Source organism: Amphritea sp., assembly GCF_016744155.1.
In the GTDB taxonomy this organism is placed as follows: domain Bacteria; phylum Pseudomonadota; class Gammaproteobacteria; order Pseudomonadales; family Balneatricaceae; genus Amphritea.
The window spans coordinates 1-21,252 of sequence record NZ_JADGEW010000025.1 but is presented as its reverse complement, the minus strand read 5'-3'; the positions used below and the strand labels follow the sequence as shown (position 1 = coordinate 21,252).

The window sequence follows — 21,252 nt, the reverse complement described above, 5'->3', positions numbered from 1 at the left end:
ACACCGTGGATATTGATCTGATTACCAATATACTCTACGCCATGATCCGCACCGGCACACCGCTGCTAATTGTTGCTATGGGCGAACTGATCTGTGAAAAGAGCGGCGTGCTCAATCTCGGACAAGAAGGCATGATGCTGATGGGTGCCGTTGTCGGCTTTATCGTCACACTGCTCTCAGGCAGCTTACTGCTGGGCTTCTTACTGGCCATGGTCGCGGGCGTGCTAATGTCTCTAATTTTTGGTCTTATTACCATGGAGCTAAGCGCTAACCAGGTCGCAACCGGATTAGCGCTGACCATTTTCGGTACCGGGCTCTCCGCCTTTGTTGGCAGTGACTTTGTTGGCAAACCGATTGCAGGCCTGGACCCAATCCATATCCCAGTACTGACAGACCTGCCGATCATAGGACGAATGTTGTTTGGTCAGGATCTGGTCGTCTACCTATCATTCCTATTGTTTGCTGCCGTTTACTGGTTTATCAACTATTCCCGCCCGGGGCTGGTACTCAAGGCGGTGGGTGAGAACCCTCACGCAGCCAACGCTATAGGCCTACCCGTAATGAGAACCCGTTATCTGGCAATCATCTTCGGTGGTGCTATGGCAGGGCTAGCAGGTGGTTATCTGTCATTAGCTTACACGCCGCTTTGGGCAGAGAACATGACCGCCGGACGAGGCTGGATCGCGCTGGCACTCGTGGTCTTTGCCAGCTGGAAAGTAGAACGGGTATTGCTGGGCGCATGGCTCTTTGGCCTGGCCAGTATTCTTCATCTGGTATTCCAGGGACTTGGCTTTTCCGTATCCCCCAACCTATTGGCGATGCTCCCGTATCTGGCAACTATTGTGGTGTTGGTGATTCTTTCGAGCAACCAGTCCCGCAGCCGTCTGGTGGCACCGATGTCGCTGGGTAATCCTTTTTACGCCAAGAGTTAAGCTCGCATAAATTACGCCCTGTTTTATCAACCGGGTGAAGCCATGACTGAACTTGCGCACCATTGGGGGGCAAGCTAAAGTCATGATGTTCATCTTGATCAGATTCCGGTATCGATATGGTCCTGGATTCGGCCAGTTAGCAGGAAAAGGTTTAATTGGTCAGTTTTTTGCTTTATAAATAAACAACTGACCCAACGGTCAACTTTTTTAGCCTGTCACAATCTATTCGACTCAACAGGAGAAGGACGCATGAAACGTCGTCAATTTAGCAAGCTGGTTACTGGCCTCACCGCCGGTGTATGCATGGCAGCACTATCTACTCTGTCCGTTCAGGCAGCTGAACCTCTCAAAGTAGGTTTTGTTTATGTCGGCCCTATCGGTGATCACGGCTGGTCTTATCAGCATGACCAGGGGCGTCTGTCTGTTGAAGCAGAGTTCGGGGATAAAGTAAAAACCACCTACGTGGAAAACGTCGCTGAAGGCGCTGACGCCCAGCGAGTTATATACAACCTTGCTAAGACTGGACACGACCTGATTTTCACCACCTCTTTCGGGTTTATGAACCCCACCCTCAAGGTCGCTAAACAGTTCCCTAAAGTAGCCTTCGAACATGCCACCGGCTATAAGATGGCCAAAAACATGGGCACCTATATTTCCACTACGTTTGAAGGGCGCTATGTAGCAGGTTACGTTGCTTCTCAGGTAACTAAGAGCAACAAGATCGGTTATATCGCATCGTTTCCTATTCCTGAAGTTATCCGCGATATCAACGCGACTCAACTGGCCCTCAGCAAATACAACCCGGAAGCTGAGCTGAAGATCATCTGGGTGAACAGCTGGTTCGACCCGGGTAAGGAAGCGGATGCTGCCAACGCGATGATGGACCAAGGCGTGGATGTTATTTTGCAACATACCGACAGTCCTGCTGCTATGCAGGCCGCTGAGCGCCGGGGAGTATACGCTGTCGGTCAGGCTTCCGACATGTCCTCTTTCGGCCCTAATGCCCACCTAATGTCTGTAGTCGATGAGTGGGGCCCTCACTACATCAATACCGTAAATTCGGTGATGGCAGGAACATGGAAGCCTAAGGCTAGTGTTGAAGGCATGAAAGAAGGCGCTATCGTAATCCCTAGTTTCAATGAGAGCATCCCTGCTAACGTTGTTGCCAAGGCAAAAGAACTGATTGCCGGTCTCAAAGATGGCAGCGTTTATCCCTTCACCGGTCCGATCAAAAACAAAGCGGGTGAAGTCATCGTACCTGAAGGGACTCGCCTAGCTTACGACGAGCTGGAAAAGATGAGCTGGTATGTTGAAGGTATCCCTTCTGATATCCCAAAATAACGACATGAGTACAATTTAACACTCTCCCGCTTATATTCCCGCTTCCTTCGAAGCGGGATTTTCTTACTCTCAAAGCGCTGACTATTATGAATATTCCTCTGATCAATATCGCCAGCTTATATACCGATAATGAACCGGAAAAATTGAAAGTTTCCGAGGCTATAGATAGCGCTTGTCAGAAAAGCGGCTTTTTCTATATTCAGGGACACCCCATTAGCAAAGCTCGCATTCAAGAGATGCGCGCGCTATCTAAAGCATTCTTCGCTCTTCCTGAAGCGGAGAAAGTAAAGATTGATATTACCCTCTCAAACAATCATCGCGGCTATGGCAAGATGATGGCAGAACAGTTGGACCCGGAACGTCCCGGGGATATTAAAGAGACCTTTGATATGGGTTTGAATCTGGCACCGGACCACGCACTGATCGGCCCGGACCGCCCCCTATACGGCCCCAACCAATACCCGCAATTACCTGCTGACTTTCAGCAAAAAATGGAACGCCATTACTGGGATATGCTTGAACTGGGTAAGACTGTACTCAGCGCTCTGGCCATGGCCTTGGGTATCAACAAAACATTTTTCGCCGATAAGTTTCAACATCCCTTGAGCGTCCTGCGTTTTATCCACTATCCCGATGTACCGCAGAAAGGTAGTGAAAAGCATATTGGCGCTGGCGCCCATACCGATTATGGCTGCATCACAATTCTCTGGCAGGATGAAATTGGCGGCTTGCAAGTTCAGGATACCAACGGCCAATGGATCGATGCACCTCCGATTGAAGACGCTTTTGTGATCAATATTGGTAACATGATGGCACGTTGGAGTAACGACCGTTACAAATCAACGCCTCATAGAGTGTTCAGCCCCAGCGGAGATGAACGCTACTCAATGCCTTTTTTTGTCGAGCCCGATTTTGATACTGACGTCAGTTGTCTCGAAAATTGCTGTCCATCTGGTGAAACACCTAAGTATGAACCTATTTCAGCGGGCGACTGGATGATCTACTGTTTTAACAACACCTATGCCTACCGAAGCGAAGAGACCCCTTAAAGCGGTCTTCTCCTGTTTCAGACAATAAGATAATTTCCCCTATTTTCTGTACCGACTGATACTTCAAGGGGAAATCGACACCTCTGATGTGAACTAATACAAGAAACTACTTGTCTATTCGCTGTGATGGAGAACTTAAAATGATGACAAAACTAAAGTCTTTTGTAGAGACATTTCTGTCCCCTGACGGCAAGCCAAACAGCGATCCACAGATACTGCTTTCTGTGGTGTCCGCAGCCCTGATGATAGAAGTATTACTAGCGGACTATGAGCTCAAACCAGAAGAACAGAAAACACTATTGGACGTGATCAGAAAAACCTTTTCACTGGATAAAGCCACAGCAGATGAAGTACTTAAGCAGGCCGAGAAAGCCCAGCAGGATGCTACTGATTATTTTCGCTTCACCTCGCAGATTAACGATAGCTGCACGCCTCAAGAAAAAGTGACACTGATCGAAAATCTATGGCGTGTTGCCTACGCTGATGGCGAACTACACCATTACGAAGAGCACCTTGTACGTCGCATTGCAGATCTGATCCATGTCTCACATCGAGATTTCATCACTGCAAAACTCAGAGTAGCAGATACAAACTAGCTCTCCACTTAGCAAAGCTTACTACCCCCACCCTGAAAGTAAAAAACCCGCTAAATAGCGGGTTTGAAATTATTACCGGGTAACATTATCAGTTCGTTTTAGAACGGGATATCATCATCGAAATCATCCAAGCCTGGCGCAGGCTGTGGTGCTGCGTTCTGCTGAGGCTTCTGGTATGACTGCTGTGGTTGCTGTTGCTGCTGCGGCTGTTGATAGTTTTGCTGCGGCGCATTCTGCTGAGGTGCAGACTGAGGCGCTTGCTGATAACCACCGGCCTGAGGCTGCTGATAACCACCGCCACCTTCACCACGACTGTCCAGCATCTGCATTTCACTGGCGACAATCTCGGTAGTGTAACGATCCTGGCCCTGCTTATCCTGCCACTTACGTGTACGCAACGATCCTTCAATATAAACCTTTGAGCCCTTTTTCAGGTACTCACCGGCAATCTCAGCCAGGCGATTAAAAAATACTACCCGGTGCCATTCAGTACGTTCCTGCTGCTGGCCGGTTTGCTTATCCTTCCATGACTCAGAGGTCGCGATTGTGATATTAGTCACCGCATTTCCACTAGGCATATATTTAGTTTCAGGCTCATTGCCTAGGTTACCAATCAGGATGACTTTGTTAACACCGCGTGCCATTGATCTCTCCAATTCTCTTTAACTTTTTGCGACGGTAGCTGCATATTTATTACAGCGAATGCATTGCGCTAAAGCATATCATAAATATTACGGCTGACAGCGTAAAATATCTTCAGATCAGGTGTTGGCGACGCGCATAACTCTTTATACTTGACCCCTTTACTTCAGATACGGAAACCGCATGGACAAGATACTGGTTCGGGGTGCAAGAACCCACAACCTAAAAAATATCGACCTGGATATCCCAAGGGATAAACTGGTGGTTATTACAGGCTTGTCCGGCTCCGGTAAATCCTCACTGGCGTTCGATACTCTCTATGCTGAAGGGCAGCGACGTTATGTCGAATCCCTCTCAACCTATGCCCGCCAGTTTCTGTCGATGATGGAAAAACCCGATGTTGACCACATTGAAGGCCTGTCTCCGGCGATCTCGATTGAACAGAAATCTACATCACACAACCCCCGCTCTACCGTCGGCACCATTACTGAGATATATGATTATCTCCGTCTACTGTTTGCCCGGGCAGGTGAACCCCGCTGCCCAGATCACGATCTTCCGCTGGCGGCACAGACCGTAAGCCAGATGGTGGACCAGGTACTGGCGCTCCCTGAAGGCACTAAACTGATGCTGCTGGCTCCGGTCATCCAGGGCCGCAAAGGTGAGCACTTACATACTATTCATGAACTGCAGTCTCAGGGTTTTGTCCGTGCCCGCGTGAACGGAATCGTCTGTGATATTGATAGCATTCCAGAACTGGACAAAAACAAAAAGCACAATATTGAGGCGGTGGTTGACCGTTTTAAAGTACGCGATGACCTCCAAATCCGGCTAGCGGAATCCTTTGAAACCGCCCTAAACATGACCGATGGCATTGCCACTATCAGCTATATGGATAACGACGGTGAGGAGTTGGTATTCTCTGCCCGCTTTGCCTGCCCTAAATGTGGCCATAGCATTCAGGAACTGGAACCCAGGATGTTCTCGTTCAACAACCCCCATGGGGCTTGTTCATCCTGTGATGGCCTGGGCGTCAAACAGTTCTTTGACCCAAGTAAAGTCGTCAGTGACGCTAGCCTGACCCTGTCTGAAGGCGCCATTCGCGGCTGGGACCGCCGGGCGCTGTATTACTTCCAGCAACTCAAAGCCGTATCCGAGCATTACGGCTTTAACATGGACACCCCTTTCAAAGAGCTTAATGACAAGCAACAGAAGATGATTCTTGAGGGCAGCGGCAAAGAGGACATCGCTTTTCGTTACCTCAACGATCGCGGTGATGTCATCAGCAAATCTCACCCCTTTGAAGGCGTACTGAACAACCTATCCCGACGCTATCGGGAAACCGAATCCGACATGGTCCGTGAGGACCTGTCAAAGTACATCAATATGCAGGAATGTCCTGGCTGTGACGGTAGTCGTCTGCGTCGGGATGCACGACATGTATATATTGATGAGCAGACCCTGCCGGAAATCGTAAAACTCTCCATCGGTGATAGCTGTGACTATTTTGATAACCTTAAACTAACCGGTAAACAGGGCGAGATTGCCGACAAGATTCTTAAGGAGATCCGCCTACGGTTGGAGTTCCTGGTCAACGTGGGTCTTGATTATCTGTCACTGGAGCGCAGTGCCGAAACACTCTCCGGCGGTGAGGCGCAGCGGATTCGATTAGCTAGCCAGATCGGTGCTGGTTTGGTCGGCGTTATGTACATCCTTGATGAGCCTTCTATCGGACTGCATCAGCGAGACAATGACCGTCTGCTAAAAACCCTGATCCATCTACGTGACCTGGGCAATACCGTGATAGTCGTCGAACACGATGAAGATGCGATACGCTTAGCCGACTATGTTATCGATGTTGGCCCCGGTGCAGGTGTTCATGGCGGTGAAATTATTGCCCAGGGCACTCCCGCGCAGTTGATGGCATCAAAAGATTCAATCACAGCTGACTACCTATCAGGCCGACGCAGAATTGAGATCCCGACCACACGTCATCAGCCAGATGGACGTTGGTTACAACTGCATGGCGCGTCGGGAAACAACCTCAATGATGTAGATCTGGACATCCCTCTAGGACTGCTGACCTGTGTAACCGGCGTATCAGGGTCCGGCAAATCAACCCTGATAAACAGTACTCTTTATCCGATTGCGGCCACCGAATTAAACAACGCTACCACCCTAACTCCCGCGCCTTACAAAAAACTCAAAGGGATGGACCAGTTAGATAAGGTAATTGATATCGATCAGAGCCCTATCGGCCGTACTCCAAGATCCAACCCTGCGACCTATACGGGTATTTTTACACCGATACGGGAGCTCTTTGCTGGCACTCAGGAAGCCCGTTCCCGGGGTTATAAGCCAGGACGTTTCAGCTTTAACGTCAAAGGCGGACGCTGTGAAGCCTGCCAGGGTGATGGCGTCATTAAGGTAGAGATGCACTTCCTACCGGATATCTACGTGCCCTGCGATGTGTGTAAGGGCAAGCGCTACAACCGCGAAACGCTGGAAGTTAAATATAAAGGCAAGAGCATCCACGACGTACTGGCGATGACCGTCGAAGATGGCCGCGAGTTCTTTGAAGCTATCCCTGCCCTCTCCCGCCGCTTGCAAACACTGATCGATGTGGGCCTGTCCTATATTCGTCTCGGACAAGCCGCCACCACCCTCTCCGGTGGCGAGGCACAACGGGTTAAGCTGGCAAAAGAACTGAGTAAACGAGATACCGGTAAGACGCTATATATTCTCGATGAGCCGACCACCGGTCTGCACTTCTACGATATTCAGCAATTGCTAAACGTACTCTACCGTCTGCGCGACCACGGCAACACTATTGTCGTCATCGAACATAATCTTGATGTAATTAAGACCGCCGACTGGATCATCGATCTAGGCCCCGAAGGCGGCGTCCGAGGGGGCGAAATTATCGCCACCGGCACGCCGGAAACAGTTGCTGAGGTTAAAGGCTCCTATACCGGGGAATTCTTGAAGCCAATGTTGGAAAAAGCTAAGAAGTAGCTAGACGCGGCTTCGCCGCAGGCTCGTGACTCATGACTAGAAAAAGCGTAAAAATTAGAAAGGCTGATGCTTTGTGCATCAGCCTTTTTTTGTGTCATCTTACACAATTCATCTCATTCACGGTAAAGCTTGCGACAGCACCCTCAATGGCAACCGAGTATCGCTTCAGGTGTTCGCTTTCCATATGCCTCAACCATAACTCACGGGATTCCCAGTTTTCATAAAAGACAAAGACCTGCGGGGTTTGATTATCCTGATGCAGGTCATACTGGATACATCCCTGTTCGGCACGTGTAGGCTCAATCAAACTAATCAGTTCGGCCTTGACCCGTTGAACATCTTCTAATCTGGCCTCAATACGTGCAACGATTGTCAGTGGCGCGCTCATAGAGCCCCCTTTATAAGTTGAGAAATTAATCAGTTAATGTCAGAACCCTTCGAGTACGACCTTACCTATCACTTTGCCACTTTCGACAGCAGTATGGGCTCGCTTAAGGTTGTCGGCATTGATAGGGCCAAAATGTTCACCCCGGGTTGTTTTAATATCACCTGAGTCAATTAGCCCGGCGACCTCATTCAACAGGTCACGCTGTTTGGCTATATCTGGAGTATTAAACATCGAACGGGTGTACATAAATTCCCAGTGCAGAGATACAGACTTCATTTTCAGCTTCATGATATCCAGTGGTAGCTCAGGATCATCAATCAGCGCAATTTTTCCCTGCGGCGCTATAACCTCAACAATGGAATCGAAGTGCTCAGCAGTGCCGTTTAAGCTAACAACATGAGACACTGAGTCCAAACCGATGCGGCGTAACTCATCATTGAGAGGCTTGCGATGGTCAATGACAAAATCCGCACCGCATGCGGTTACCCACTCCTGACTTTCAGGACGAGAAGCCGTGCCAATAACCACCGCATCAGTTAATTTAGCGGCAAGCTGCACGATAATTGAACCGACACCACCTGCAGCACCAATAATCAGCACCTGCTGGGGCTCAACAGCCAACAGATTAGATCCACGTTGCGAAAGCCCTAAACGATCAAAGAGCAATTCCCATGCAGTGATGGTAGTCAACGGCAATGCCGCAGCTTCAGAATCAGAAATTGACGAGGGCTTATGACCCACTATCCGCTCATCAACCAGGTGATACTCAGCATTAGTCCCTGGGCGGGTAAGATCACCCGCATACCAAACCTTGTCCCCTTTACTATAAAATTCCACTTGATCACCAACGGCAACTACCTCACCCACCGCATCCCAACCCAACACTTTATAGTCTCCATTATCAGGCTGTACGTTTTTGCGAATCTTGGTATCAACCGGATTAACCGATATTGCATCAACCTTAACCAGTAGATCGCGGCCCGTAGCTACAGGCATTGGCAGCTCAATATCAACCAATGAATCCTGCCCGGTAACGTCCTGCGGTGTTAGATAACCTATAGCTTTCATTACATCTCTCCTTAAATTGATAGAGACATTGTGACCAGATAGTCTTAAACTTAAAACAGGGTAATTAACTAATCAGTTTCAAAAGATTTTTGATAATGAATACATCAGACTTAAACCTATTTACCAGAATCGCAGACAGTGGCAGCATCACCGCTTCTGCGGAACAACTGGGCATAACTCCGGCAACCGCCAGTGCTGCTTTGAAACGCTTAGAAAAACAACTGGATACCCAACTGTTTATCCGCTCAACCCGCCAACTGCGTCTCACCTCAGAAGGCGAGCACTATCTACTGTATTGCCAGCAAGCATTAGCCTCCCTAGAGGAAGGAAAAGCCTCTCTCCATGCGATCAAGGGCAAGATATCAGGCGCACTTCGTTTGTCGATGCCTTCAGACCTGGGCCGTAACATCGTCATTCCCTGGATCGACGAGATGATGGACGGGCACCCCGAGTTTTCACTGAAACTAAGCATTAGCGATAGCTTGTCGAACTTCTATCTCGACCGAGTAGATGTCGCACTACGCTATGGTGAGCCAGAAGACTCAAACATGATCGCCTTTCAAATTGCGACAATGGAACGGCTGATTATTGCGTCGCCGAATTACATAGCGAGATATGGAGAACCTGAACACCCGAATGATCTGCGCAACCATAATTGCCTGATGTTCCGACTTGGTAGCAGGGCCTTCAACACCTGGGATCTATTTCGCCGTGGAGAGCGCTATAAAGTAGCCGTAAAGGGAGATCGCGAAAGCGACGATGCTGAGATAGTCCGACGCTGGGCTGTCGCGGGGAAAGGCATAGGCTACAAATCGGCATTAGATGTAAACAGTGACCTGCAGGCAGGTAAACTCGTCAAACTGCTACCAGAATATCAGTCCAAACCTTTAAGTCTCTGGTTAATCTGCCCGAGCAGGAAGCAGGTTACCCCAGCCGTGATACTACTGCGGGATTATCTGCGGGAGAAAGTGACAAAGGAGCTGGATAAGAAGTGATTAGTGGCTAGCTAAAGTTCAGTAACAGGAGGCTCATGTGTTGAACATCGGCCTTTTTTATTGCCTGTGGATAACTGTTACGCCCCGATGTAGACGTTGTACATACCTAAGACAGTTTATTTACTAGCCAGCGCCCAAGGCACATCTAACCACTAGCAGGAAACAAGCTGCCGTTCTAATGAGCAATACAGATACCTGCCCAATATTATTTTAAGCGAAAAAAAACCCGGCAGAAGCCGGGTTTTTATTGAGAATCGAAGAGTTTAATCTTCAGAATCTTCTACCGCTACAGCGTCAGCTGGACGGTCAACTAATTCAACGTAAGCCATCGGTGCTTTGTCACCAGTACGGAATCCACATTTTAAAATGCGAATGTATCCGCCTGGACGACCTTCGTAGCGAGGACCAAGTTCGTTAAACAGTTTACCGACAGCTTCTTTGCTGCGGGTACGGGCAAATGCCAGACGACGGTTAGCAACCGAATCTTCTTTTGCCAGTGTGATCAATGGCTCAGCAACACGACGCAGCTCTTTAGCTTTAGGCAGCGTGGTTCTGATGAGCTCATGTTCGAACAGGCTTACAGCCATGTTCTTGAACATTGCTTTACGGTGCGCACTTGTACGATTAAAGTGACGACCTGATTTACGATGACGCATCTATTTATCCTTGCCAAACTGTTAGGTTTAAAACCGCGGATCAGGAAGCGACTTTATCGTCGTTTCTGATGCTCGCTGGTGGCCAATTTTCAAGGCGCATACCCAGCGACAGACCTTTGGACGCAAGTACGTCCTTGATCTCGGTCAGCGATTTCTTACCCAAGTTCGGAGTCTTAAGCAGTTCTACTTCGGTACGCTGAATCAGGTCACCGATATAGTAGATCTGCTCTGCCTTCAGACAGTTGGCGGAACGTACAGTCAGCTCCAGATCATCTACCGGACGAAGCAGGATCGGATCGATCTCTGGCTCTTCCGGCTCATCGTTAACCTGATCCTTACCACCTTCCAGATCTACGAATACAGCCAGTTGCTGCTGCAAAATAGTAGCAGCACGACGAATGCATTCTTCTGGGTCGATAGTACCATTGGATTCAATGTCTATAACCAGCTTGTCTAGGTCAGTACGCTGTTCTACACGCGCGCTTTCCACTACATAAGACACCAGACGAACTGGGCTGTAAGTAGCATCAAGCATCAAGCGACCGATAGTCCGAGACTCGTCTTCTTCAGAAACGCGCGTATCGGCTGGCACATAGCCACGACCACGAACGATCTTCAGTTGCATGTTAAGGTTTGCACCTTCACTCAAATGAGCGATGACATGCTCTGGGTTAGCGATTTCTACATCCTGGTTCAGCTGAATATCAGCAGCCGTAACAGGACCAGCTTCGCTCTTAGACAGAGTCAGGGTTACTTCGTCGCCATTGTGCAGAGTAACCGCAACACCTTTCAGGTTAAGCAGGATTTCAATTACGTCCTCCTGCACACCTTCGATGGTGCTGTACTCATGCAATACGCCCTCGATCTCTACTTCAGTGACGGCACAGCCTGGCATTGAAGAAAGAAGGATACGACGTAGTGCATTGCCCAGCGTATGGCCAAAACCGCGCTCCAGTGGTTCTAAAGTAACTTTTGCACGAGTAGAGCTAATTTCCTGAACGTCAATATGACGTGGGCTTAGAAACTCGTTTACTGAACGCTGCATAGTTCCACCAATTAAGAAGTCAATATTTTACTTAGAGTACAGTTCGACAATCAGCTGCTCATTGATGTCAGCAGACAGTTCGCCACGCTCTGGTAGGGACTTAAAAGTACCTTCCATTTTCGCAGCATCAACATCTACCCACTCAATAGCGGTACGCTGGGAAGCCAGCTCCAGTGCGTGTTTAATACGCAACTGGGTCTTAGACTTTTCACGTACTGCAACAACGTCACCCGTCTTAACTTGGAAAGACGGTACGTTTACAGACTGACCATTAACCGTAATCTGACGATGAGAAACTACCTGACGTGCTTCAGCACGAGTAGATCCAAAGCCCATACGATAGACGACATTGTCTAAACGCCCTTCCAGCAGCTGAAGAAGGTTTGTGCCGGTCGCTCCAGAGCGACGGGCAGCTTCTTTATAGTAGCTGCGGAATTGCTTTTCAAGAACGCCGTATGTACGACGAACTTTTTGTTTCTCACGTAGCTGTAAACCGTAATCAGACAACCGACCACGACGAGCGCCATGTACACCTGGAACATTTTCAGCTTTACACTTACTGTCCAGAGCACGAACACCGCTCTTCAGGAAAAGGTCAGTACCTTCACGGCGAGACAGCTTACATGTTGGTCCTAAATAACGAGCCATAATATTACTGTCTCCGGATTAAACGCGACGTTTCTTCGGTGGACGACAACCATTGTGTGGTATCGGTGTTACGTCCGTGATGTTGTTAACCTTGTAACCACAAGCGTTTAATGCACGCACTGCGGATTCACGGCCTGGGCCTGGGCCCTTAACAAAAACGTCTAGATTCTTTAGACCATACTCTTGAGCAGCTACACCTGCACGTTCCGCAGCAACCTGTGCCGCGAAGGGTGTACTCTTACGAGAACCACGGAAGCCGGAGCCGCCTGCGGTTGCCCAACTCAGGGTATTGCCCTGACGATCAGTAATAGTAATGATCGTGTTGTTAAATGAAGCATGGATGTGAGCGAAACCGTCAACAACCTGCTTCTTAACCTTTTTACGTGTGCGATTACCTGGCTTAGCCATACTGGAAATTCCTATCGCTTACCATTACTTACGGATTGGCTTTCGTGGACCTTTACGGGTACGCGCATTAGTCTTAGTGCGCTGACCTCGAAGAGGTAAACTACGGCGATGCCGCAGACCACGATAACAGCCCAGATCCATCAAGCGCTTGATGTTCATGGATACTTCACGGCGAAGATCACCCTCAACTGTTAACTTGGCAACTTCGCCACGTACGTTATCCAGTTGACTCTCTGACAATTCTGCAATTTTAGTGGATTCTGTAATCCCACAAGCAGCGCAGAGATCTTTCGCTGTAGTGCGGCCAATTCCGAAGATGTAAGTCAATGAAATTACCGCATGCTTATTGTCAGGAATATTGACGCCAGCTATACGGGCCATTCAATTTACTCCAACTTATTAGCATGTAGCCTGTGTTTGTCACAGGTACTGCAAATTCTTCTATTAATGGAAGGCGCGAGATTCTACACCTTGATCAAAAATAAATCAAGGACTCTTACCTTCCACCCCAGACCAGGCGTTAATTAACCCTGGCGCTGCTTGTGTCGTGGTTCAACTTTGCAGATTACCCGCAGAGTACCGTTACGACGTACGATCTTGCAGTTACGGCAGATCTTCTTAACAGATGCACGTACTTTCATGATCAACTCCAAATAGCAGGGGCTAGCGCAGCAGGCCAGCACCACCACCTTTAAGATTCGACTTCTTCATCAGGGATTCATACTGATGGGACATCAGGTGCGACTGTACTTGTGCCATGAAATCCATCACAACAACAACTACGATCAGCAACGACGTTCCACCGAAGTAGAAAGGTACATTCCAGGCTACAACCAGGAACTGAGGCATCAGAGATACCGCAGTGATGTACAGAGCGCCAAACAGTGTCAGGCGGCCCAGTACGTTATCGATGTACTTAGCAGATTGCTCCCCTGGGCGAATACCCGGGATGAATGCACCAGACTTTTTCAAGTTATCAGCTACTTCCTTTGGATTGAAAACAATCGCGGTATAGAAATAACAGAAAAAGATGATACATACAGAAAACAGTAGGATATACAACGGCTGACCCGGGCCCAGCGCAAGTGCGATATCCTGAAGCAGTTCCATACCTTCAGTTTGACCAAACCATTGGCCAAGTGAAGCAGGGAACAGCAGAATGCTTGAAGCGAAGATCGGCGGGATTACCCCAGCCATGTTGACCTTCAACGGCAAGTGACTCGTCTGCGCAGCATACATGCGACGACCCTGTTGACGCTTCGCATAGTTGATGGTGATACGGCGTTGGCCGCGCTCCATAAACACTACAAAACCCACAGTGGCAATCGCCAGCACAGCAATGGCTAGCAACGCCAGGATATTCAAATCACCCTGACGCGCCGCTTCAAAGGACTGACCGACTGCACCAGGCAGACCGGCCACGATACCAGCGAAGATCAAGATCGAAATACCGTTACCGATACCTCTCTCAGTTACCTGCTCGCCTAACCACATCAGGAAGACCGCACCCGCAACCAGAGTCACAACCGCTACAAAGTAGAAGTTAAGACCAGGAGTAAACGCGATACCCTGATTAGCCAGACCGACCGCCATACCAAACGACTGTATAGTCGCCAGGATAACAGTACCGTAGCGGGTATACTGATTGATCTTACGACGACCAGCTTCACCCTCTTTCTTAAGCTGTTCCAGAGTCGGGCTAACCACCGTCATCAACTGCATAATAATAGATGCAGAGATATACGGCATGATGCCCAGAGCGAGAATACTCATCCGCTCCAACGCACCACCTGAGAACATGTTAAACATGCTCAGGATCGTGCCCTGATTCTGGTCAAAGAGTTGAGCCAGACGATCAGGATTGATACCAGGTACCGGAATATGTGCACCGATACGGTATACAACGATCGCAATCAGAACAAACAGCAGGCGCGACTTAAGCTCGCCTAAGCCGTTCTGATTGCCTGCTGGTACTGGTCCTTTCTTAGCCATTTATTCCTCGACTTTTCCGCCTGCAGCTTCAATTGCAGCCAACGCGCCTTTGGTCACTTTAAGACCTTTAACGGTAACTGCTTTGTTGATCTCACCAGACAGGATCACGCGAGCTCGCTTGATGCTGTCTTTGATGATATCGGCTTTCTTCAGTGCTTCCAGATCAACGACATCGCCGTCAACTTTAGTCAGCTCGTTCAGGCGTATTTCTGCAACGAACGCAGCCTGACGAGAGGTAAAGCCGAACTTAGGCAGACGACGCTGCAGTGGCATTTGACCACCTTCGAAACCTGGTCTCACAGATCCGCCGGAGCGGGATTTCTGACCCTTATGACCACGACCACAGGTTTTACCCAGGCCGGACCCAATACCGCGGCCTACACGCTTAGGAGCATGTTTAGAACCATCGGCAGGACTCAGTGTATTCAGACGCATAACGGACTCCTTATTCGCCTTCTACACGAACCATGTAGTTTACTTTGTGAATCATACCGCGAACGGAAGGTGTATCTTCCACTTCAACGGAATGTCCTATACGACGCAGACCAAGACCCTTAACGCACAGTTTGTGCTTAGGCAGGATACCAATGGTGCTGCGTACAAGTGTAACCTTGAGAGTAGATGCCATCGTTATTTACCCCAGGATGTCTTCAACGGACTTACCACGCTTAGCAGCAACATCTTCAGGAGATGTCATGCCAGCAAGACCGTTGATTGTTGCGCGAACAACGTTAACTGGATTTGTAGAGCCGTAGCACTTAGCCAGTACGTTGTGAACACCTGCAAGTTCCAGTACAGCACGCATCGCGCCACCGGCGATAACACCAGTACCATCAGATGCTGGCTGCATGTACACCTTAGAAGCACCGTGACGGGCTTTAATAGGATACTGCAGAGTTGTGCCGTTAAGCTCAACTGAGATCATGTTACGGCGCGCTTGCTCCATTGCTTTTTGAATCGCAACAGGTACTTCACGTGCTTTACCACGACCGAAGCCTACGCGACCATTACCATCGCCAACAACAGTTAGAGCGGTGAAACCGAAAATACGACCACCCTTAACTACTTTGGCAACACGGTTAACCTGTACAAGTTTTTCTTGTAGGTCACCGTCTTTCTGTTCGTGATTTGCCATTGTCAAACCCCTTAGAATTCCAGGCCGCCTTCACGGGCTGCATCTGCCAATGCTTTAACACGTCCATGGTATCTAAACCCGGAACGGTCGAAAGCAACCTTAGTCACGCCAGCGTCTTTTGCACGCTCAGCGATCAATGTGCCAACCTTAGTAGCCGCATCCGAATTACCGGTTGCATCACTACGCAGATCCTTCTCTACAGTCGAAGCTGCAGCAAGAACCTGACCACCATCAGCGGAGATAACCTGCGCATAGATGTGGCGAGGAGTACGGGTTACACACAGACGGACTGCACCCAGCTCACGCATCTTGAAACGAGCACGGCGGGCACGGCGAATACGAGATGTTTTCTTATCGTTCATGACCCTACCTTACTTCTTCTTAGCTTCTTTACGGCGAACATACTCGTCAGCGTAACGTACACCCTTACCTTTATAAGGCTCTGGTGGACGGAATGCGCGAATCTCTGCCGCAGCCTGGCCCAGCGCTTGCTTATCGGCTGCTTTCAGCACGATAGTAGTCTGGCCTTCCATTGCTGCTGCAACGCCTTCAGGCAGTTCGTATTCGATTGGGTGAGAGAAACCCAGAGTTAGGTTCAGTGCATTGCCTTTAACAGCAGCACGATAACCAACACCCTGAAGAAGCAGTTTCTTTTCGAAACCAGATTCCACACCTACAACCATATTATTAACCAGAGAGCGGGTAGTACCTGCCAACGCATTAGCAGACTTACTGCCATCACGCGGAGCGAACTTCAGCACATTCTCTTCACTGGTTACTTCTACTGACTGGTGTACAGACAGATCAAGGGCACCGTTCTTACCCTTAATATTGATCTGCTGACCATCGACTTTAGCTTCAACACCTGCCGGTAGGACAACGGGACTTTTAGCAACTCGAGACATAGTTCTAGCTCCTAGAATACCGTACAGATGACTTCGCCGCCGATACCGGCAGCACGAGCAGCACGGTCAGTCATCACACCTTTAGAGGTGGAGATGATAGCAACACCCAAACCGCCAGATACTTTAGGTAGCTCGGAAGCACCTCGGTATACACGTACGGATGGACGGCTAACACGCTGGATAGACTCAATAACCGGCTTGCCTTCGAAGTATTTCAATTCAACAGTCATTACTGGCTTACCTTCGCCTTCAACAGCGAAGTCAGCAATGTAACCTTCCTCTTTCAAAACGGCAGCTACAGAAGCTTTCATTTTGGAAGCAGGCATAGTTACAGCTGTTTTCTCAGCCATATGACCATTACGAATACGCGTAAGCATATCCGCAAGAGTGTCTTGCATACTCATGGTTTAATTTCCTTTGTGCAGCGTAATGCGGTAGCAGGGTGCGAATCACCCTGCCCAGACCATCATGCTTACCAGCTTGCTTTTTTCAAGCCTGGAACATCACCACGCATAGCTGCTTCACGCAATTTAATTCGGCTCAGACCGAACTTGCGATAAACAGCGTGTGGACGACCAGTAACTTGACAACGACGCACCTGGCGAACCGGGTTAGCGTCACGCGGCAGCTTCTGAAGAGCTACCTGCGCTTCCCAAACTTCATCTTCTGAAGAAGCAGGGCTTTTCACGATTGCTTTAAGAGCAGCACGCTTTACAGCATACTTAGCAACAGTCTTAGTGCGCTTTGCTTCGCGCGCTTTCATACATTCCTTAGCCATTATTCTACCCTTACTTTTTGAATGGGAAGTTTAGGGCTGCCAGCAGAGCACGACCTTCGTCGTTAGTGCGAGCAGTAGTGGTAATGGTAATATCCATACCACGCAGCTTATCAACCTTATCGTATTCGATTTCAGGGAAGATAATCTGCTCTTTAACGCCCATGCTGTAGTTCCCACGACCGTCAAAAGACTTAGGGTTTAGACCACGGAAGTCACGAATACGAGGAATAGAGATATCAACCAAACGGTCAAGGAATTCCCACATACGCTCACCGCGCAGGGTAACCTTACAACCGATAGGCCAGTTTTCACGTACCTTGAAACCTGCAATTGACTTGCGGGCCAGGGTTACGACAGGCTTTTGACCTGCAATCTGCTGCATCTCTGCAACAGCATAATCAAGCTGCTTCTTATCACCCAGCGCTTCACCAACACCCATATTCAGGGTAATTTTGGTCAGGCGTGGAACAGCCATCACGTTAGGGCATTCCAGCGTATCTTTCAGCTGCTGCTTAACGGATTCATTATAAAGGCTTTTTAGTCTAGACATGGCATCAACTCCTATTACTTAGCGATTACTTCGCCGTTGGATTTGAAGATCCGGACTTTGTTGCCATCTTCCAGAACCTTGAAGCCAACACGATCACCTTTACCGGCAGCAGAGTTGAAGATAGCAACGTTAGATACTGCAATCGTTGCTTCTTTCTCTACGATACCGCCAGCCTTACCCTGCATAGGGTTTGGCTTGGTGTGTTTCTTAACCATGTTGATGCCAGAAACGATCAGACGACCGTCAGCCAGTATGCGCAATACTTTACCGCGCTTACCTTTGTCTCTTCCTGCGATGACGATAACTTCGTCGTCACGAATAATTTTACGCATTATATATACATCCTTTCCTACTACCCTCTCATGCTTAAAAACGCCAAGCCCTTTCGAGCTTAGCGTTTTTGCATAAATCCTGACTTGTGAAAGTCGAGATTTTTATAGCACTTCAGGCGCCAGGGAAATGATTTTCATAAACTTCTCATTACGAAGTTCACGAGTTACTGGGCCAAAGATACGTGTTCCAAGTGGAGCGTCGTTGGCGTTCAATAATACCGCTGAGTTTGTATCAAAGCGAATTACTGAACCATCCGGGCGACGAACACCTTTACGGGTACGTACCACAACAGCGTTTAGGACCTGACCTTTTTTCACCTTACCGCGAGGAATTGCTTCCTTCACAGTAACTTTGATGATGTCACCTACACCGGCATAACGACGGTGTGAGCCACCCAGGACCTTGATACACTGTACTCGCTTGGCGCCACTGTTATCAGCAACATCAAGCATAGATTCTGTTTGAATCATGGGTCTCTACTCCAAAATTCAGACTATTTTTCTTGCTCTTTCGGGCCTAAAAAATAGCCTGCCAGAAGCAAAGGTGCGTTATATTACACCTTTACTGCCTGTTCTTCAATCTTAACTAGCGTCCATGACTTACTTTTTGAAAGCGGACGGGATTCAGCGATAATAACCGTATCACCCATCTGACATTCATTTTGTTCGTCATGCGCATGCAGCTTGGTGGAGCGAGTTACGAATTTCCCGTAGATCGGGTGCTTCTCTTTACGCTCAACCAGAACAGTAATGGTCTTATCAGCTTTGTTGCTGACAACCTTACCGGTCACAGTACGTGTTCGTTTTTCTGCAGCCATCATTAGTTACCTGCTTTCTCATTCAGTATGGTCTTAACACGCGCGATATCGCGACGCACTTGACCCAACATGTGGTTCTGAGCCAGCTGACCAGTCGCTTTCTGCATACGCAGATTGAACTGATCCTTCAGAAGACCTAGCAGCGCTTGCTGTAGTTCTTCAGCGGACTGTCCACGCAGTTCAGTTGCATTCATCACATCACCGTCCGTTTAACAATGGTGGTAGCAACCGGCAATTTAGCCGATGCCAAGTTGAACGCCTCAATTGCCAGCTCATCAGGCACACCGCTCATTTCGAACAGCACTTTGCCTGGCTTGATCTGGGCAACCCAGTATTCAACACTACCTTTACCTTTACCCATACGTACTTCGAGTGGCTTACCTGTGATCGGCTTGTCCGGGAACACGCGAATCCAAATTTTACCACCACGCTTTACGTGACGAGTCATAGTACGACGAGCAGCCTCGATCTGACGAGCAGTGATACGGCCACGCCCAGTAGCTTTCAGTGCAATTTCACCGAAGCTAACAGCACTACCGCGCTCTGCAAGTCCGCGATTGCGGCCCTTCATAACCTTACGGAATTTAAGTCTCTTAGGTTGAAGCATTGATAATTACCCCTACTTTGAACCTTTCTTCTTAGGTTGAGCATTCTTCTGAGCGCGCACTTCTGCAATACCACCCAAAATCTCACCTTTGAAGATCCAGACTTTAATACCAAGCACACCATAAGTGGTGTGCGCCTCATAAGTACCGTAATCGATATCAGCACGCAGGGTGTGCAATGGCACACGACCTTCGCGGTACCATTCGGAACGTGCAATCTCTGCACCACCCAAACGGCCACCTACCTGAATCTTGATACCCTGAGCACCCTGGCGCATAGCATTCTGTACAGAACGCTTCATAGCACGGCGGAACATAACTCGACGTTCCAGCTGACTCGCTACGCTTTGAGCAACCAGTTTAGCATCTAGATCTGGCTTACGGATTTCTTCGATGTTGATGTGAACCGGAACACCCATCATTTTAGAGATAGCGTTACGCAGTTTTTCTACATCTTCACCTTTTTTACCAATTACGATGCCTGGACGGGCAGTGTAAATGGTGATTTTTGCATTCTGTGCAGGACGCTCGATTTCGATGCGGCTCACAGAAGCTGCTTTTAACTGACCTTCAAGGTACTCGCGCACCTTAAGATCGTTTAGCAGCTTATTAGCGTATTCATTCTTGTCTGCATACCACACCGAAGTGTGATCTTTAACAATTCCAAGACGAATACCTGTTGGATGTACCTTCTGACCCATCGTGGTATCTCCTAGCTGTCAGCTACCTTAACGGTGATGTGGGAGGTGCGCTTCAAAATACGGTCAGCGCGACCCTTCGCACGCGGTCTAATGCGCTTCATAGTCATGCCTTCATCAACGAAGACTTCAGAAACGCGCAGCTCATCAATATCAGCACCTTCGTTATGCTCTGCGTTAGCAATAGCAGACTCGAGTACTTTCTTAACAAGAACCGCACCTTTTTGAGGGCTGAAAGCCAGAATATTCAGGGCTTCACCCACCGCCATTCCGCGGATTTGATCGGCAACCAAACGCGCTTTCTGAGCCGAGATATGGGCGCCTTTGTGCTTAGCGGCTACTTCCATTTTCCTAACTCCCGATTAGCGTTTAGCTTTCTTATCTGCTGCATGACCCTTATACGTACGGGTAGCAGCAAACTCGCCTAATTTATGACCAACCATATCTTCGGTGATAAACACCGGAACGTGCTGACGGCCATTATGAACTGCAATCGTTAGTCCTACAAAGTTTGGAAAAACTGTAGAACGACGAGACCAAGTTTTGATCGGACGACGATCTTTGACCTCAACTGCAGCTTCTACCTTTTTCAACAGGTGAAGGTCGATAAAAGGACCTTTCTTCAGTGAACGTGGCACAGCTGTATCCTCTGATTA

The 21,252-nt window shown here is 48.7% G+C and carries 32 protein-coding genes; 6 read left to right on the top strand and 26 right to left on the bottom strand.

Translation table 11 applies throughout. The features are described from left to right. Nucleotides 1-5: 5 nt before the first annotated feature. The 4 genes from QZZ54_RS15985 to QZZ54_RS15970 all read left to right on the top strand — a co-directional run bounded on the left by QZZ54_RS15985 (nucleotide 6) and on the right by QZZ54_RS15970 (nucleotide 3,918). Nucleotides 6-932, top strand: coding sequence for an ABC transporter permease (locus QZZ54_RS15985; RefSeq protein WP_290704107.1), 927 nt, complete (start codon nucleotides 6-8; stop codon nucleotides 930-932). Nucleotides 933-1,181: 249 nt separating this feature from the next. After that, nucleotides 1,182-2,273: a BMP family ABC transporter substrate-binding protein gene (locus QZZ54_RS15980; protein ID WP_290704104.1), complete on the top strand. Its 1,092-nt coding sequence runs from the start codon at nucleotides 1,182-1,184 to the stop codon at nucleotides 2,271-2,273. 86 nt (nucleotides 2,274-2,359) lie between these two features. Beyond that, nucleotides 2,360-3,322, top strand: a complete 963-nt coding sequence (locus QZZ54_RS15975) for a 2-oxoglutarate and iron-dependent oxygenase domain-containing protein (RefSeq protein WP_290704101.1) — start codon at nucleotides 2,360-2,362, stop codon at nucleotides 3,320-3,322. Nucleotides 3,323-3,462: 140 nt separating this feature from the next. Beyond that, nucleotides 3,463-3,918: a TerB family tellurite resistance protein gene (locus QZZ54_RS15970; protein ID WP_290704098.1), complete on the top strand. Its 456-nt coding sequence runs from the start codon at nucleotides 3,463-3,465 to the stop codon at nucleotides 3,916-3,918. Between the two features lie 98 nt (nucleotides 3,919-4,016). Here the strand turns inward: QZZ54_RS15970 and ssb are convergent, their stop codons facing one another. Then, complete coding sequence (gene ssb, locus QZZ54_RS15965) at nucleotides 4,017-4,562, bottom strand: single-stranded DNA-binding protein (RefSeq protein ID WP_290704095.1); 546 nt, start codon at nucleotides 4,560-4,562, stop codon at nucleotides 4,017-4,019. Nucleotides 4,563-4,743: 181 nt separating this feature from the next. Between ssb and uvrA the strand changes: the two genes are divergently transcribed. Continuing rightward, complete coding sequence (gene uvrA / locus QZZ54_RS15960) at nucleotides 4,744-7,575, top strand: excinuclease ABC subunit UvrA (RefSeq protein WP_290704092.1); 2,832 nt, start codon at nucleotides 4,744-4,746, stop codon at nucleotides 7,573-7,575. A 94-nt stretch (nucleotides 7,576-7,669) separates the two neighbouring features. Here uvrA and QZZ54_RS15955 read toward each other — a convergent pair whose 3' ends face one another. Together QZZ54_RS15955 and QZZ54_RS15950 are read right to left on the bottom strand one after the other, a co-directional pair. After that, nucleotides 7,670-7,963, bottom strand: coding sequence for a putative quinol monooxygenase (locus QZZ54_RS15955; RefSeq protein ID WP_290704089.1), 294 nt, complete (start codon nucleotides 7,961-7,963; stop codon nucleotides 7,670-7,672). 39 nt (nucleotides 7,964-8,002) lie between these two features. Beyond that, the gene (locus QZZ54_RS15950; RefSeq protein ID WP_290704087.1) at nucleotides 8,003-9,031 is read right to left on the bottom strand and encodes a zinc-binding alcohol dehydrogenase family protein; all 1,029 of its coding nucleotides are present in this window, start codon (nucleotides 9,029-9,031) and stop codon (nucleotides 8,003-8,005) included. Between the two features lie 95 nt (nucleotides 9,032-9,126). Between QZZ54_RS15950 and QZZ54_RS15945 the strand changes: the two genes are divergently transcribed. Further along, complete coding sequence (locus tag QZZ54_RS15945; RefSeq protein WP_290704084.1) at nucleotides 9,127-10,026, top strand: LysR family transcriptional regulator; 900 nt, start codon at nucleotides 9,127-9,129, stop codon at nucleotides 10,024-10,026. Between the two features lie 263 nt (nucleotides 10,027-10,289). Here QZZ54_RS15945 and rplQ read toward each other — a convergent pair whose 3' ends face one another. From rplQ to rpsS, 23 genes are all read right to left on the bottom strand, one after another. Next, the gene (gene rplQ / locus QZZ54_RS15940; protein ID WP_019622841.1) at nucleotides 10,290-10,682 is read right to left on the bottom strand and encodes a 50S ribosomal protein L17; all 393 of its coding nucleotides are present in this window, start codon (nucleotides 10,680-10,682) and stop codon (nucleotides 10,290-10,292) included. A gap of 40 nt (nucleotides 10,683-10,722) precedes the next feature. Continuing rightward, nucleotides 10,723-11,727 carry a DNA-directed RNA polymerase subunit alpha gene (rpoA, locus tag QZZ54_RS15935; protein WP_290704079.1) on the bottom strand — a complete coding sequence of 335 codons (1,005 nt, stop codon included), beginning with the start codon at nucleotides 11,725-11,727 and terminating at the stop codon, nucleotides 10,723-10,725. Between the two features lie 27 nt (nucleotides 11,728-11,754). Next, nucleotides 11,755-12,375, bottom strand: coding sequence for a 30S ribosomal protein S4 (gene rpsD, locus QZZ54_RS15930; RefSeq protein ID WP_290704076.1), 621 nt, complete (start codon nucleotides 12,373-12,375; stop codon nucleotides 11,755-11,757). 18 nt (nucleotides 12,376-12,393) lie between these two features. Continuing rightward, nucleotides 12,394-12,783, bottom strand: coding sequence for a 30S ribosomal protein S11 (rpsK, locus tag QZZ54_RS15925; RefSeq protein WP_019622838.1), 390 nt, complete (start codon nucleotides 12,781-12,783; stop codon nucleotides 12,394-12,396). 24 nt (nucleotides 12,784-12,807) lie between these two features. Continuing rightward, the gene (rpsM, locus tag QZZ54_RS15920) at nucleotides 12,808-13,164 is read right to left on the bottom strand and encodes a 30S ribosomal protein S13 (RefSeq protein WP_019622837.1); all 357 of its coding nucleotides are present in this window, start codon (nucleotides 13,162-13,164) and stop codon (nucleotides 12,808-12,810) included. 143 nt (nucleotides 13,165-13,307) lie between these two features. Next, entirely contained in the window at nucleotides 13,308-13,424 is a 117-nt protein-coding gene (rpmJ, locus tag QZZ54_RS15915) for a 50S ribosomal protein L36 (protein ID WP_083935407.1), read from the bottom strand. Nucleotides 13,425-13,446: 22 nt separating this feature from the next. Beyond that, nucleotides 13,447-14,775, bottom strand: a complete 1,329-nt coding sequence (gene secY / locus QZZ54_RS15910; RefSeq protein ID WP_290704065.1) for a preprotein translocase subunit SecY — start codon at nucleotides 14,773-14,775, stop codon at nucleotides 13,447-13,449. Further along, entirely contained in the window at nucleotides 14,776-15,210 is a 435-nt protein-coding gene (gene rplO, locus QZZ54_RS15905; RefSeq protein ID WP_290704062.1) for a 50S ribosomal protein L15, read from the bottom strand. It abuts the gene before it with no gap. Nucleotides 15,211-15,220: 10 nt separating this feature from the next. Next, nucleotides 15,221-15,403, bottom strand: coding sequence for a 50S ribosomal protein L30 (gene rpmD, locus QZZ54_RS15900; protein ID WP_290704059.1), 183 nt, complete (start codon nucleotides 15,401-15,403; stop codon nucleotides 15,221-15,223). A gap of 6 nt (nucleotides 15,404-15,409) precedes the next feature. Then, nucleotides 15,410-15,910, bottom strand: a complete 501-nt coding sequence (gene rpsE / locus QZZ54_RS15895) for a 30S ribosomal protein S5 (protein WP_290704056.1) — start codon at nucleotides 15,908-15,910, stop codon at nucleotides 15,410-15,412. A gap of 11 nt (nucleotides 15,911-15,921) precedes the next feature. After that, on the bottom strand, nucleotides 15,922-16,272 hold the full coding sequence (gene rplR / locus QZZ54_RS15890; protein ID WP_019622832.1) for a 50S ribosomal protein L18: 351 nt from the start codon (nucleotides 16,270-16,272) through the stop codon (nucleotides 15,922-15,924). A gap of 9 nt (nucleotides 16,273-16,281) precedes the next feature. After that, nucleotides 16,282-16,815: a 50S ribosomal protein L6 gene (gene rplF / locus QZZ54_RS15885; protein WP_290704053.1), complete on the bottom strand. Its 534-nt coding sequence runs from the start codon at nucleotides 16,813-16,815 to the stop codon at nucleotides 16,282-16,284. 11 nt (nucleotides 16,816-16,826) lie between these two features. Beyond that, a complete protein-coding gene (rpsH, locus tag QZZ54_RS15880; protein WP_019622830.1) occupies nucleotides 16,827-17,219 on the bottom strand; it encodes a 30S ribosomal protein S8 in 393 nt (130 codons plus the stop codon). Nucleotides 17,220-17,287: 68 nt separating this feature from the next. Beyond that, entirely contained in the window at nucleotides 17,288-17,593 is a 306-nt protein-coding gene (gene rpsN, locus QZZ54_RS15875; protein ID WP_290704049.1) for a 30S ribosomal protein S14, read from the bottom strand. 10 nt (nucleotides 17,594-17,603) lie between these two features. Further along, nucleotides 17,604-18,143, bottom strand: coding sequence for a 50S ribosomal protein L5 (rplE, locus tag QZZ54_RS15870; RefSeq protein WP_290704046.1), 540 nt, complete (start codon nucleotides 18,141-18,143; stop codon nucleotides 17,604-17,606). Between the two features lie 14 nt (nucleotides 18,144-18,157). Continuing rightward, the gene (gene rplX, locus QZZ54_RS15865; RefSeq protein ID WP_290704043.1) at nucleotides 18,158-18,475 is read right to left on the bottom strand and encodes a 50S ribosomal protein L24; all 318 of its coding nucleotides are present in this window, start codon (nucleotides 18,473-18,475) and stop codon (nucleotides 18,158-18,160) included. A gap of 102 nt (nucleotides 18,476-18,577) precedes the next feature. Then, the gene (rplN, locus tag QZZ54_RS15860) at nucleotides 18,578-18,946 is read right to left on the bottom strand and encodes a 50S ribosomal protein L14 (RefSeq protein ID WP_290704039.1); all 369 of its coding nucleotides are present in this window, start codon (nucleotides 18,944-18,946) and stop codon (nucleotides 18,578-18,580) included. Between the two features lie 83 nt (nucleotides 18,947-19,029). Next, nucleotides 19,030-19,296: a 30S ribosomal protein S17 gene (rpsQ, locus tag QZZ54_RS15855; RefSeq protein ID WP_019622825.1), complete on the bottom strand. Its 267-nt coding sequence runs from the start codon at nucleotides 19,294-19,296 to the stop codon at nucleotides 19,030-19,032. Beyond that, nucleotides 19,296-19,487: a 50S ribosomal protein L29 gene (gene rpmC / locus QZZ54_RS15850; protein ID WP_290704034.1), complete on the bottom strand. Its 192-nt coding sequence runs from the start codon at nucleotides 19,485-19,487 to the stop codon at nucleotides 19,296-19,298. The genes rpsQ and rpmC overlap by 1 nt, the downstream gene beginning before the upstream one ends. Continuing rightward, nucleotides 19,487-19,900, bottom strand: coding sequence for a 50S ribosomal protein L16 (gene rplP, locus QZZ54_RS15845; RefSeq protein WP_019622823.1), 414 nt, complete (start codon nucleotides 19,898-19,900; stop codon nucleotides 19,487-19,489). Before rplP ends, rpmC begins: the two co-directional genes overlap by 1 nt. Before the next feature lie 12 nt (nucleotides 19,901-19,912). After that, nucleotides 19,913-20,599: a 30S ribosomal protein S3 gene (gene rpsC / locus QZZ54_RS15840; protein WP_290704028.1), complete on the bottom strand. Its 687-nt coding sequence runs from the start codon at nucleotides 20,597-20,599 to the stop codon at nucleotides 19,913-19,915. Nucleotides 20,600-20,610: 11 nt separating this feature from the next. After that, complete coding sequence (rplV, locus tag QZZ54_RS15835; RefSeq protein WP_290704025.1) at nucleotides 20,611-20,943, bottom strand: 50S ribosomal protein L22; 333 nt, start codon at nucleotides 20,941-20,943, stop codon at nucleotides 20,611-20,613. Nucleotides 20,944-20,958: 15 nt separating this feature from the next. After that, entirely contained in the window at nucleotides 20,959-21,234 is a 276-nt protein-coding gene (gene rpsS, locus QZZ54_RS15830) for a 30S ribosomal protein S19 (RefSeq protein ID WP_290704021.1), read from the bottom strand. Nucleotides 21,235-21,252: the final 18 nt, after the last annotated feature.